This window comes from Cohnella rhizoplanae (genome assembly GCF_948329515.1).
Classification (GTDB): Bacteria; Bacillota; Bacilli; order Paenibacillales; family Paenibacillaceae; genus Cohnella; species Cohnella rhizoplanae.
This window is the reverse complement of the sequence record NZ_CAOJCN010000003.1, coordinates 1-12146: the sequence shown is the minus strand read 5'-3', so window position 1 is coordinate 12146 and position 12146 is coordinate 1. Positions and strand designations below refer to the sequence as shown.

The following is a 12146-nucleotide window of genomic DNA, read 5'->3' as shown; positions in this document are numbered from 1 at the left end:
ACTCCGCATTCAAGATAGTTGCCGGCGTTGGTTCAAGGCGCCGTTTCGGCCTGCGGCCCGAGATCCATATAAATCTTTTTCAGCTCCTGGATGACGCGGTTCAGCGAATACGTCTTCTTCGCCTTGTTCCATGCCGCGCGCGCCAGCTCGTAGCGGTAATGAGGATCGATGATGAGCTTGTCGATCGCTTCGGCCAGCGCGTGCGGATCTTCGCCGGGAACCAGCAGTCCGTTGACGCCGTCCTCGATCTGCTCGGAGATGCCGCCGACGTCGGTGCCGATCAAGGAAAGCAGACAGAGCGCGGCCTCCGCGAACACCGAGCCGAAGGCTTCGGCGCGCGACGGGAGCACGAAGATATCGAAAAAAGGAAGCATCTCTTCCGGATGCAGCATATAGCCGTAAAAGATCGTCTCGTCGTAGATCCCCTGCTCCTGCGCCAGACGCTCCAGCTCGGGCCGGATCGGACCGTCGCCGATGATGTGGAGCACGAATTTCCGGTCCTTTTTGCGCAGCTCGGCGCACGCCTTGAGCAGCAGATCGATGCCCTTCGCCGGCACGAGCCGGCAGACCGTGACGATCTGAGCCACCTCGTTGTCGTGCGAGATCGGCTTGAAGCGGCGCTCGTCGTACCCGTTCGGGATGACGCCGATGAGCTCGGGCCGTTTCATATAAGCGCCCATGTATCCGGCAAAAGACTGCGATACCGTCAGCATCTTGTCCGTCTTGGCCTCCAGCTCGCCGTAGAGCGACGTGAGGAACCGGTGCTCGGGGCCGTCCGCGGCGATACGCCCGTTCAGGATCAGCTCCCGCTCGAAGCTCGAGTGGACGGTCATGATCATCGGCGTGTCCGGATAGCTCTTCCTCAGCGCCAGGGCCGCCACCGGGTGATGGGCGTGAATCAGGTCGTAACCGTTTTTCAGCCTGAGCTTCGTCCACCATACGTAGTCTTTCAGCGTCTGCATATATTTGTCCACGACCGGGTTGCCCGCGTACGGACGCCAGTCGAACGTATCGAATTCAAACGGCTCCTGTCCCTTGTTCCGGATTCGCTTCGGGATCGAGAACAGCTCCATATCCCATCCGATCTTGCGGAAACGCTCGCCGATATAAGGCACCATGGAAGATACGCCGCCCGGTTGTTCCGGGGGGAAAAACAACGCCTGCAAAATATTCATCGGCGATTCCTCCTTATAGCCCTGCTATGCAGCCTTACTATCTCGCACTATCTAAATTATGATATAGTGGAACATATGTTTCTGCAAGCGAGGCCGGGATACGAATGAACGTTCAAGACTTCTGGAACAACCGCGAGCTGCTGTTCGCTTCCTCCGCCGCCGCATCCGTCGTGATTATCGGCCTGATGACGTTCATGGCCTATCGGCTGATCGCCGGCAGCCGCAGCAGCGCGTTCCGCCTGCTTCTGCTCGCGCTGACCCTGCTCGCCGTCTATCACGGACTGGCGCTCGCAGGCGCCCTGAACCTGCTCCGGGGGCCGATCGTCCCCGAGCTGAGCAACGTGCTGTACATCGCGGGCTTCATCTCGCTTAACTTCGCTTTCTTCGAATTATACTACAGGAGGCGGACGCGCACGCGGGCGTGGTTCTTCGGATTGCTCGCCGTCGGCGTCACGATCGCGGTCTGCAATCTTCTGTCGCGGACGGGCAGCCCTGCGGATCCGACCGGGCCCGGAGACCCGGCTGACCTTCTGATGGCGCTCGAGGACGGTTTCGTCCTGCTGCTGTCCGCGCTGTTCGCGCTCATGTTCGGACCGCATGTGAGACAGCGCGCCCGGTATGCGGTCAGCCTCAGCTTCGCCTTCTTCGGCCAGCTGGCCGCCTTCCTCTCGCGGGACTTCGGCGTCGTAAATGCGGCGTTCGACATGATAGCGGCCATCCTGCCCGTCTTCTATTACATCGTGCTGTTCATGATCCTCTTCGAGCGCGTCGTCGAGCTGATGCAGTCCGCGTACCGCTCCTCGATCACGGACGGATTGACCGACCTGTACAACCGGCGCTTTTTCACCGCGCGGCTGGAGAAGGCGCTGGAGAACGCCGGGCAAGGCGCCGTCGGCGCCATCTTCTGCGACATCGACGACTTCAAGAAGTTGAACGATACCCGCGGGCACCAGGCGGCCGATGCCGTGCTGAAGCATGCGGCCGCGATTCTGCGGGAGGAGACGGAAGGCATCGGGCTCGCCGGCCGCTACGGCGGCGAGGAACTGGTGGCGTTCGTCCACGCGCCCTCGCCGGGCGCGGCCGCCGTCGCCGAGCGCATCCGCGCGCGCATAGCCAAGGAGACGATCGTGACCGTCAGCGTCGGCTACGCCCTCTCACAGCCCGGCGTCAAGGCCGAGCAGCTAGTTAAAAACGCGGACGAAGCGATGTACCGCTCCAAGCGCGGGGGCAAAAATCGCGTAACGCCGCATGAAATCGCTTAAGGAGCCGTGCACGCCATGCCATCGTTGCCTCCAACCTATGTCGAACGAATCGCGGCCCAGCTGGGCGATGAGACCCAGGCTTTCCTGCGCAGCATGGACGAGCCGCGTTCGTATGGGCTTCGTATCAATACGCTTAAGCTCGAGCCGGCCGGCGCTTCCGCGGCGATGCGCGGGATGACCGGCGAGTTCGGGCTGTCTCCCGTGCCGTGGAGCGGTACGGGCTTCTCCTATGACGGCGGCTCCCGTCCGGGCAAGCACCCTTACCACCATGCCGGACTCTATTATATTCAGGAGCCAAGCGCCATGATCGCCGCGGAGCTGCTCGATCCGCGTCCGGGCGAGTTCGTGCTGGACCTAGCGGCCGCGCCGGGAGGCAAGACGACCCAGATCGCCGTCAAGCTGCGGGGAGTGGGGCTGCTCGTCGCCAACGAGATCCATCCCGGCCGCGCCCGCATCCTGTCCGAGAACGTCGAGCGGCTCGGCATCGCCGGCGCGGTCGTCGTGCAGGCGGCGCCCGGGGAGCTGGCCAAGCGGCTTCCCGGAGCCTTCGACAAGATCATGCTCGATGCCCCATGCTCAGGCGAAGGCATGTTCCGCAAGGATCCGGCGGCCTGCGCCGAATGGTCCGCGGACGCGGTGACGGCCTGCGCCGCGCGGCAGCGGGACATCTTGCCCGACGCCGCCGCCATGCTTAAGCCCGGCGGACGACTCGTCTACTCGACCTGCACGTTCAACCGCGAGGAGAACGAGGAGACGATCGCCTGGTTTCTGGACTTGCATCCGTCCTTCCGGCTCGTGTCGACGCGTCGCATGTGGCCGCATCGAGGCGAAGGCGAAGGACACTTCGCCGCCGTGCTGGAAAAAGCGGCCGAAGACGCGGCCGAAGACGGCGTTCCGGACAAACGGCCTGCGAAAGGCGTCAAGCCGCCGCGTACCAGAGCGGGCGGCGCGATCGCCGCGCTTAAGCTGTACGAAGCGTTCGCGCAGCAGTCGCTGCCCGGTTACGCGCTGCCTGGGGATGGCGTTCCCCTGCTGTTCGGCGATTCGCTGTACTGGTATCCGCAGCCTGCCGGCTCCCCGCTCCCGGCCGAGTCGCTCGGCGGCCTCCGGACGCATCGTCCGGGCCTGCATCTGGGCGACGTCCGAAAGGGTCGGTTCGAGCCGTCGCATGCCCTCGCGCACGCCGTCCGCCAGGAACAAGCCGCGCTTGTGCGCGATTATCCGGCCGACAGCGATGCCGTCGACGCTTACTTGCGCGGGGAGGCCCTCTTCGACGATGCCGGAGATGGCGCCGGCGAGGCGGCCAAGGGCTGGGGGCTGTTGTGCGCGGACGGCTATCCGCTCGGCTGGTTCAAGGCCAGCGGCGGCCAGCTGAAAAACCATTATCCGAAGGGGCTGCGTACAACGGGCTGACGGACAGGCGATCGCTTCGCGCATGCATGCCCACGCGCCTAAAATAAAGGCGATCCGGGCATCTGTCCAATCCGCTCCGGGACTTTGTCATAGTATAGAGTAGTCCGAGCGACGATGCGGCAAGCGGGAAACGAAGTCCCGCCGCTCCCTCGGCGACCCGACTGAATGACAAAGGAGGAATTCGCATGTCCGGTGTTGCAGGTGGCTACGGTTCGTCCGCTGCGTTCGTTCTGGTGCTCTTCATTCTGCTCGTCATCATCCTTCGTGCAGGTTTCTAATCGAGCAATCAATAATCAAGCCAAAAAGCCGGCCCCCGGGCCGGCTTTTTGCTTGCGATTATTCAGTTCCGTTCCGCGACGGCCAGACAGGCTTCCAGCACGACGGCCACGCCGTCCTCGTTGTTGGACAGGGTCGTCTCGTCTGCCGCTGCCTTGACCTCCGGCGGGGAGTTGTCCATGGCGACGCCGCGCCCGGCATATTGCAGCATCCCGATGTCGTTGTAGTAGTTGCCAATGGCCAGCACGCTTTCGCGGGGTATGCCCCTTTTTTCCGCCCACTGCGCAAGCGCCGTACCTTTGGAGGCTTCGCGGTGCTGAAGATCGATGAAGTAGTCGCCGCTCCGGATCGACTGCAGCTCGTGGCTCCAATCGCGCCAATACGTCTCCAGTTCGTCCAGATCGGCCTTGGGGGCGAATATCGAGATTTTGACTGTACGGCCCGGGAGCTGTTCGCCGGGAGATCGCAGGATCGGCTCCGCCAGCATACGCTCGTACATGGAAGCGGTCTGCTCGTCAAGCCGCTCTACATAGATATCGAAAGCCGTGTTCAAATCGAAATGAACGCCGCGTTCCCGAAGCAGCTCCAGGTACCGGCCGGCTTCGTCCGCACCGATCGTCGACTCCTGCAAGATTTCACGCGTTTCTCCGTCTACGACCGACGCGCCGTTATGCGTGATGACCGTTCCGGACAAGCCGAGCTGCGCGAGCACCGACAACGCGCTCGCCGAGCCGCGGCCCGTGCACAGGACGATCTCCGCGCCGGCGGCAGCCGCCGCGGTCACGGCCCGCTTCACGCGGGGCGTCAGCTCGTGGTCGTCGTTCAGCAGCGTTCCGTCCACGTCCAGCGCGATCAGCTTGTAATTCATCATGATCGCTCCCCCGCTTTTTTGTAATTGCGCAAGCGTTCGAGCTCCTCCTCGGTCAATTCGCGCCATTCGCCTGCCTTCAGGGACTCGTCCAGCGGCAGCGGGCCCATCGATTGTCTGCGAAGATAGAGCACCTTTTTCCCGACGGATTCAAACATCCGCTTCACCTGATGATACTTGCCCTCGCCGATGGTCACCTCGACCCAGTTTAGCGGCTCGCCTGCCGCGACGGCTTCCTGCAGGCTCGTCCGGTTCGCCTGCAGCGCGGGGACCGTATCCAGCCGTGCCCGTGCCGCTTCGGCCGTAAAGATTGCCCGCTCCGCCGGCGCGACCGCTTCTTCCGGATCCCCCGGGGCCGAATCGCCCCTCGATTCAGTCGCCGAATCGTCCAGCACGCGCAGTTCGGCAGGCAGCGTCACATAACCGTCGTCCAGCGTGACGCCCGTCGCGAACGTCGCGATATCGTCCGAGCCGACGCGGCCGGCGACGAGCGCCTGATACGTTTTAGGGACATGCTTGCGCGGCGATAGCAGGTCGTGCGACAGCTTGCCGTCGTTGGTAAGCAGCAGCAATCCTTCCGTGTCCTTGTCCAGCCTCCCTACCGGGAAGGGCGAAAATACGGCCAAATCCTCCGGCAGCAGCTCCAGCACCGTCCGTTCGCGGCGGTCTTCCGTAGCCGACACGAAGCCCGCGGGCTTGTGGAGCATGACGTAGACGGTATCGCGGTATACGATCCGCTCGCCCTCTAGCACGACCTCGTCCGCATGCGGATCGATCTGCATGCCCGGATCCTTGACGGGGTTCCCGTTCACCGTGACGGCTCCCTGCCGGACGAGTCCCTTCAGGACGCTGCGCGTGCCGTAGCCGAGATTCCCCAGCATTTTATCCAGTCTCATTTTCGTTTTCATATACGTCTCCTTCGCGTGCGAGCGCAACCTTGTTCCTTCGTTGCCGCGCGCTGCTTGCCTTATAAAAAAAGAGAGCCGCCAGGCGGCGTTCCCGCCGGCCCGGACTCCCTTGTACCGATTCGGTTACTGGCTGCTGTTGTGCTTGCCCGCCCTGGCAAGCGCGGCCTGAATCTCCTGCGACAGCTCCGCCAGCGACCACATGTCTTCCTGTTCCCACAGCTCGTTGAACCGAAGCTGGAACTGCGCGGCCTCCCGGAAGCGGCGGAAGAAGTATAGACCTTGAATATCGTTAAGCACCTTGCGGACGATCCCGGACTTCTCCTCGAAGTCCTGCTGGGCGTCCACGATCTCCTGACGGATGCTCGACATCTCGCGGTCGAGCGCGAACGCGGCCTCCGAGGCCTTGCGAAGCCGCTCCCGCACATGCTCGGGCAGCTGCTCGCGGTATTTGTAATTCAGCGAATGCTCGATCGTCGCCCAGAAGTTCATGGCAAGCGTCCGGATCTGGATCTCCGCCAGCACCGGCATCGAGCCGAGCGACGTTTGCACCGGATATTCGACGATGATATGGTAGCTCCGGTAGCCGCTGTCTTTATAATTCGTAATATAATCCTTCTCGTATACAAGCCGCAGGTCCTTGCGGATGCGGATCATGTCCGCCACCCGGTGGATATCCTCCACGAACTGGCACATAATGCGGATGCCCGCGATGTCCTCGATCCCGGTCTGAATCTGATCCATCGGCACGCTGAGCCGCTTCGCTTTTTCCAGGATGCTCGAGATCCGCTTGACCCGGCCGGTCACGAATTCGATCGGCGCGTACTCGTCGCGGGCTTTGAGCTCGGTGCGCAGCGACTTCAGCTTGATCTTAAGCTCTTCAACCGCCTGCTGATAGGGCAAGAGGAACTTGCTCCAGTCTCTTCCGTCCATACGTCTACGCATCCTTTCCTGCCGCGCATTGCCGCACTACCGTGTACTGCAGCCGGAGGTCGTCCGCGATCAGCGCTTGTGATCGGCGCCGACCGCCTGGGTGATCCGGGTGTATCCGTCCTGCTTCAGCAGGCGTCTTAAGCCGGCAGCGATCTCCTTGACCACTCCCGGGCCTTTGTAGATCAACGAGGTATACACCTCTACCAGGGAAGCGCCCGCCCTGATCTTGTCGTAGGCGTCCTGGGCCGTGAATATGCCGCCCGAACCGACGATCGGGAGACGTCCGCCGGTCATGCGGTATAGCGAGCGGATGACCTCGGTGGAACGCGCCGTCAGGGGACGTCCGCTGAGACCGCCCGTCTCGGACATGTTCGCGTGCGACAGTCCGTCCCGGCCGATCGTCGTGTTGGTCGCGATAATGCCGGATATGCCGCTCGCCACGATCGCGTCCGCCATATAAGAGAGCTGCGTCTCGTCGTTGTCCGGCGCGATCTTCACGAGGATCGGCTTGGGCAGCTCGCCGTGCGCGGCGGCCTGGATCTCCATCTCGTCCTTGACCGCGGCCAGCAGATCGCGCAGCTCGTCGCCATGCTGCAGCGCGCGCAAGTCGGGCGTGTTGGGCGAGCTGATATTGACGACGAACAGGTCGCCGTAAGAATACAGCTTGGCCAGGCAAGCCCGGTAATCCGAGGCCGCGTCCTCGTTGGGCGTGGCCTTGTTCTTGCCGATGTTGACGGCGAGCGGGACCTTCCGCTTGCCGAGCCGCGACAGCCTGGCGGCCATCGCGTCGGCGCCCTCGTTGTTGAAGCCCATCCGATTGATGAGCGCTTCGTCCGGCGGGAGCCGGAACAAGCGCGGCCTATCGTTGCCAGGCTGCCCCTTGGGCGTCACGGTGCCGACCTCGAGGAACGACAGGCCGACGCTGCCGAAGCCCTTGACGGCCTTCGCGTTTTTGTCGAGGCCCGCGGCGAGGCCGACCGGATGGCGGAAGCGGAAGCCGAGCAGGTCGACGGCCAGCTCGGGCGCCTCCGGCACGCCCCATATGCCGGACAGCAGCGCCGGTACGCCGGGGATGCGGGAAGCGGCGCCCATGCCGTCCACGACGAGATGGTGGGCGTCCTCCGGATCCATTTTGAAAAACAGGGGTTTAACCCACTTGTACAAGCGTTTCAGCATCCTTTCAAATCGCGGCGGCATCGGATCAGCCGCGTAAAACCCTCGCGTATCAGTTTAGCCTTTTCTGCGCCAAAAGAAAAGGGAATATCGCCTCCGCGCGCGTCCGTTTCATCTGGCGTTTTAAAGATCAAGCGTTTACAATAGTAGCATATGCCGATTATGTAAAATGGAAAGGTTGGTTCCCATGAGCGCGCCAAAAAAACAAGCACCGATCAACCGCAAGCCCGAAGCCAAAGAGCAGGTCAACAAGCGCGGCCTCATCATCGCGGGTACCGTATTCGGCGTCATCGTCATCGCGGTGGCCGTCCTGCTGATCGTGAATCCGTAGGCGGCGTCCGTGGGTTGACGTTAACTCAGCCATTCGTATTTTTTGGAGGGGTTGGTCTCGTTCTGCGCAGGCGTCAGCTTGAAGCGCTTTTCCGGCGCGCGCAGTTCGACGGGCAGCCCCCCTTTGCTTATCGTCACCTTCGTGCCGATCTGCACCAGGTCGAACAGCTCCTCCACGTCCTCCTTGTTCATCCTCGCGCAGCCGTGCGATTCGTCTTTGCCGACGCTCGTCGGCTCGTCCGTGCCGTGGATGGCGTACAACGTATCGGACAGCGTCATCCCTCTGCTGCCGAACGCGCCGTCTGCGCTTCCGTTCGGATTCCGCACCTTTTCCGTGATGACGAAGGTCCCCTCGGGCGTAGGCGTATCCTTCGCGCCGAGACCTACCTCATAATTGCGCAGCAGCAAGCCGCCGCTGATCACGGCCAGGCGATGCCTCGTCTTATCGATGACGATCTCGATCGGCTGCTCCGCGAGCGGCGCTACCAGGCCCGCCGGCTTGCCGTTGCCCGCTGCCGGTCCCGAGGCATCGGGCCAGCCTGCAGGGGCCCCGGCAGGTGACGTCTTGGCCCCCAGCGCCGCCGAGAGCTCGCCGAACCAGGCGGTCTGCTCCGCATTCCAACCGGACATGACATTGTTCGGATAGGCCGCGGCCAGCGCTTTGGGCGTTGCCGGCCATTTGCCCGCGCGCTGCTTGTATGCGATCATCGCCGAGCGCAGGACGAGCTTGCTCTCCTGGAGCGGCTTCCAGGCGGCGATCTTCGCGGCCGTCTGCTTGCCGTCCTGGGCCGTGCCGCACGGACACCAGCCCGAGTCGTACCAGTCGACGCTCGCCGACGCGCGTCCGGCAGGCGCGGCTACCTGCGCGATCGGCGCGCCAGCCTTCACCCAGTCGACCCATGCGCCTAACCGCGGCGCTCTGAATAGCAGCGACGGCGCTGCCCGATCCTGGGCGGTGAGGAGGCCGCCCAGGATCGCCTTGCCTGCGCCGTCCCGTTCCGCCGCGGCCGCCATCAAGCCGGCGGGCTTGGCAGCTCCGGTTGCCCCGCCACCTCCAGGTCCGCCGCTGCCCGATCCGCCCGACGCTCCGCCCGGTTGCCCTCCCTTTCCATCCGTAGCCGGACTCGGGGCGGTCTCGCCAGGCGTCTGTTGAACGCCTTCGGATGCGGCCGTTCCCGCCGTTCCGCCGCTCGCGCTGGTTTTCTCGGGCGCCGCAGCCCGCTCGGCATACGCGAATACGCCCAGCGCCAGCAGCGACACGGCGACCGCTCCGGCCAGCCAGCCTGCGCGCCGCCGGCGTACGGGCCCCTTCATCGCTGCTTTTTCCGACGGCTCCCCCGCTGCCAGCTGCGGGCTTTTTTTAGACTCGAACGCCTCGTACACCGCCCCCGCCTGCGCGAAGCAATAGTTGGCCTTGGCTTCCTGACCGCGGGACAGGTACTGCTTGCCGAGCAGGTACCAAGCCATCTGATTGTTCTCGTGCTTCAGCAAGTAATCCTTCATCGGGAGCGCGTCGTGCACGTCCGGCCCGTGTTCGTAGAACTGGTTAATCTGCTCCTCGAGTCGATCGTCCTTGGACATTTTCCTTCCCTCCCGCTAACGACAGCTAACGATAATGTCGGTCGCTGACCGTCATTGTTTTAGACCTCCGCTCGGATCGCGTTCGCAGCTGCCACAAATAAGAGGGACCGTTCGTCAGCGGCTGGCGCTGCGAACGGTCCCGATGACCTGAAGCGATCAGAACGTCTTGCTGCGGATGATTACGGCTTGAACCGCGCCATCCCATTGGATATCGAGGTCGCCCTCCGTAGCGAAGAAGCGGACCGGTACGTAGAAGCTGCCGTCCTTGAGCACCGGAGCCGCGCTCAGCGCCAGTTCCGACTTCTGCCCGCCGACCGTCTTCGCGACTTTTTTCTGTCCGTTCGTCACCGTGTACACGGCATCGCCCTTGGACAGCTTGCCGGTCTTGGTCTTGGCGTCGTACGTCACGGCGAACCCCGTCGCCTGGCCGACGACGCGCAGCGGCAGGTAAGTCGCGCCCCCTGCCACGAACGCGGGCTTGTCCGACCCTAGCGGCGCGCCGTTCAGCAGCGTCTTGATCGCGCCGTCCTTCTTGAGCCCCGCAGCGCCCGCGTACCTCGCAAGCTGACGGATCTTGTTGCCCGCTTCGTCGGCGATCGCGAGTCTGCCGTCGGGCAGCACGGCGACGTCGGTCGGATGATCGAACTGCGCCGCATAGAGGACTCCGTCCGCGGAACCGGGCTCGGTCGCCTCGCCCGCCAGCGTCGTCACCTGTCCGTCCTTGAGCAGACGGACGACATGATTCAGGCTGTCCGCGATGACGAGCGTCCCGTCAGGTGCGATCGCGAGCCCCTCTGGCGCGTCGAATCGGGCCGAGGCGGCTGCGCCGTCCAGGTAGTCGCCCTCGGCGTAGGGGCTGTCGGCGCCCAGCGCCGGCGCCGTCCCGGCGACCGTGCCGACCGTGCCGGCAGCGAAGTCGATATAGCGGATGCGCTGATTGCCGCGGTCGCTGACGTAAAGGTTGCCCTTGGCGTCCAGCGCGAGCCCGCTAGGCTCGTTGAACTTGGCGCTTGCCAGCGCGCCGTCCGCGTAGTCGCCGTAGCTCTCGGCCGCGCCGGGCAGATATTGGCCTACGCGCGTCGAAGGCGCGTTCAGCGTCGTGACGGCGCCGTCGGGGGAGATCTTGCGGATGGCATGGTTCAGCGTGTCCGCGACGTATACGTTGCCCGCCGCATCGACGGCGACATCGGACGGCGAGGCGAACGTCGCCGCGCTTCCCTTGCCGTCCGCGTTCCCGGCCAAGCCGCTGCCCGCCAGCGTGGTCACCTTGCCGTCCGGAGAGATCTTGCGGATCGCGTTGTTGCCCGCGTCGGCGACGTAAGCATTGCCTGCGGCGTCGAAGACGATACCGAGCGGCTTGTCGAACAGGGCTCTGTCCGCCAGATCGTCGTGATAGGAACCGGTAGGAAGCCCGCCTTCGTCGGAGCCCGAGAAGTGACCCGCGTAGGTAGTGACCCCGCTTGCTGCGAGCATGCGGATCAGGTGATTCCCGCTGTCCGCGATGGCCAGGCTGCCGTCCGCGCGCACCGCGATCGCGTGCGGCTGGAACAGCGAGGCGCCCGCCAGCGGACCGTCCTGGCTCCCCCACTCGGCCTGCCCGGCCCAGGTGCGGATCTCGTACAGGCTGCCCGATTTGAGCCATCCCGCGTCGGCCGCGAACGCGGCTCCGGGTACGGTCAGACCGATCGCGAGCGCCAGGGCGGCGCCGGCCGTTTTGCTTGTCCATGCTTTCATGTTCATTCTCCTTCATCTGCTATCGATCTGGTCGTTTCCGCTAATGACAAATTCAGATATATCTTATTGTATACAAGCGAATTCGGCGGAAAATCCGCCGAAAGTCGCTAAATCGCGTCCTTGTCCGCAAGCGACGGCCCTGTGTCCTCGGCTGTATCTTCGTCCCGGCCTGCTCCGTCCACGCCCAGCAGCTCGTATACGCGGATCGGCAGCGACTTGCCTTTGAACATGCGATCCTCGCCCTCGTCGAACCGGAAATAGGCGGCCGTCTTGGCGTATACGGCGTCGGATACCATGATCTGTCCCGGCTTGGTCTGCGATTCGATCCGCGCCGCGATGTTCACGTTGTCGCCGATCGCGGTATAGTCCACGCGCAGATACGAGCCGATGTTGCCGACGACGACGGTGCCGGTATGGATGCCGATTCCGACATTCACTTCGCAGCCGTACTTCTCCCGGATCGTTTGCCTGATCGCCTTCATCCCCTGCTGGATCT

12 protein-coding genes are annotated in these 12146 nt (G+C 63.7%); 4 read left to right on the top strand and 8 right to left on the bottom strand.

Going from position 1 to position 12146, the window contains the following annotated elements; all coding sequences use genetic code 11:
* Positions 1-32: 32 nt before the first annotated feature.
* Positions 33-1175, bottom strand: coding sequence for a glycosyltransferase family 4 protein (locus tag PQG80_RS06900; RefSeq protein WP_271750518.1), 1143 nt, complete (start codon positions 1173-1175; stop codon positions 33-35).
* Positions 1176-1279: 104 nt separating this feature from the next.
* On the opposite strand from PQG80_RS06900, the gene PQG80_RS06895 reads away from it, so the two are divergent.
* From PQG80_RS06895 to PQG80_RS06885, 3 genes are all read left to right on the top strand, one after another.
* On the top strand, positions 1280-2437 hold the full coding sequence (locus tag PQG80_RS06895) for a diguanylate cyclase (RefSeq protein WP_271750516.1): 1158 nt from the start codon (positions 1280-1282) through the stop codon (positions 2435-2437).
* 15 nt (positions 2438-2452) lie between these two features.
* Positions 2453-3850, top strand: coding sequence for an RsmB/NOP family class I SAM-dependent RNA methyltransferase (locus tag PQG80_RS06890; protein WP_271750515.1), 1398 nt, complete (start codon positions 2453-2455; stop codon positions 3848-3850).
* Between the two features lie 185 nt (positions 3851-4035).
* Positions 4036-4128 (top strand): YjcZ family sporulation protein, encoded by a 93-nt coding sequence (locus tag PQG80_RS06885; protein WP_271750513.1) that lies wholly within the window; start codon positions 4036-4038, stop codon positions 4126-4128.
* Positions 4129-4190: 62 nt separating this feature from the next.
* On the opposite strand, the gene PQG80_RS06880 is transcribed toward PQG80_RS06885, so the two are convergent.
* The 4 genes from PQG80_RS06880 to PQG80_RS06865 form a co-directional block, all read right to left on the bottom strand.
* Entirely contained in the window at positions 4191-4997 is an 807-nt protein-coding gene (locus PQG80_RS06880; protein ID WP_334219809.1) for a Cof-type HAD-IIB family hydrolase, read from the bottom strand.
* Entirely contained in the window at positions 4994-5902 is a 909-nt protein-coding gene (locus PQG80_RS06875) for a pseudouridine synthase (RefSeq protein ID WP_271750512.1), read from the bottom strand. Before PQG80_RS06875 ends, PQG80_RS06880 begins: the two co-directional genes overlap by 4 nt.
* Before the next feature lie 123 nt (positions 5903-6025).
* Entirely contained in the window at positions 6026-6832 is an 807-nt protein-coding gene (gene yjbM, locus PQG80_RS06870) for a GTP diphosphokinase (protein ID WP_271750511.1), read from the bottom strand.
* Positions 6833-6901: 69 nt separating this feature from the next.
* Positions 6902-8008 (bottom strand): quinone-dependent dihydroorotate dehydrogenase, encoded by a 1107-nt coding sequence (locus tag PQG80_RS06865; protein WP_271750510.1) that lies wholly within the window; start codon positions 8006-8008, stop codon positions 6902-6904.
* 184 nt (positions 8009-8192) lie between these two features.
* Between PQG80_RS06865 and PQG80_RS06860 the strand changes: the two genes are divergently transcribed.
* A complete protein-coding gene (locus PQG80_RS06860; RefSeq protein ID WP_271750509.1) occupies positions 8193-8336 on the top strand; it encodes a hypothetical protein in 144 nt (47 codons plus the stop codon).
* Positions 8337-8356: 20 nt separating this feature from the next.
* Here the strand turns inward: PQG80_RS06860 and PQG80_RS06855 are convergent, their stop codons facing one another.
* From PQG80_RS06855 to PQG80_RS06845, 3 genes are all read right to left on the bottom strand, one after another.
* On the bottom strand, positions 8357-9916 hold the full coding sequence (locus tag PQG80_RS06855; RefSeq protein WP_271750508.1) for a L,D-transpeptidase: 1560 nt from the start codon (positions 9914-9916) through the stop codon (positions 8357-8359).
* 156 nt (positions 9917-10072) lie between these two features.
* Positions 10073-11650, bottom strand: coding sequence for an NHL domain-containing protein (locus PQG80_RS06850; RefSeq protein ID WP_271750506.1), 1578 nt, complete (start codon positions 11648-11650; stop codon positions 10073-10075).
* Between the two features lie 107 nt (positions 11651-11757).
* On the bottom strand, positions 11758-12146 hold a 389-nt coding region (locus tag PQG80_RS06845), incomplete at its 5' end, for an adenylate/guanylate cyclase domain-containing protein (RefSeq protein ID WP_271750505.1).

Coding starts and splice junctions, on each gene's coding strand:
- PQG80_RS06895 (WP_271750516.1), top strand. CDS start 1,280: ATGAACGTTCAAGACTTCTGGAACAACCGCGAGCTGCTGTTCGCTTCC.
- PQG80_RS06885 (WP_271750513.1), top strand. CDS start 4,036: ATGTCCGGTGTTGCAGGTGGCTACGGTTCGTCCGCTGCGTTCGTTCTG.
- PQG80_RS06900 (WP_271750518.1), bottom strand. CDS start 1,175: ATGAATATTTTGCAGGCGTTGTTTTTCCCCCCGGAACAACCGGGCGGC.
- PQG80_RS06880 (WP_334219809.1), bottom strand. CDS start 4,997: ATGATGAATTACAAGCTGATCGCGCTGGACGTGGACGGAACGCTGCTG.
- PQG80_RS06865 (WP_271750510.1), bottom strand. CDS start 8,008: ATGCTGAAACGCTTGTACAAGTGGGTTAAACCCCTGTTTTTCAAAATG.
- PQG80_RS06850 (WP_271750506.1), bottom strand. CDS start 11,650: ATGAAAGCATGGACAAGCAAAACGGCCGGCGCCGCCCTGGCGCTCGCG.
- PQG80_RS06890 (WP_271750515.1), top strand. CDS start 2,453: ATGCCATCGTTGCCTCCAACCTATGTCGAACGAATCGCGGCCCAGCTG.
- PQG80_RS06875 (WP_271750512.1), bottom strand. CDS start 5,902: ATGAAAACGAAAATGAGACTGGATAAAATGCTGGGGAATCTCGGCTAC.
- PQG80_RS06855 (WP_271750508.1), bottom strand. CDS start 9,916: ATGTCCAAGGACGATCGACTCGAGGAGCAGATTAACCAGTTCTACGAA.
- PQG80_RS06860 (WP_271750509.1), top strand. CDS start 8,193: ATGAGCGCGCCAAAAAAACAAGCACCGATCAACCGCAAGCCCGAAGCC.
- yjbM (WP_271750511.1), bottom strand. CDS start 6,832: ATGGACGGAAGAGACTGGAGCAAGTTCCTCTTGCCCTATCAGCAGGCG.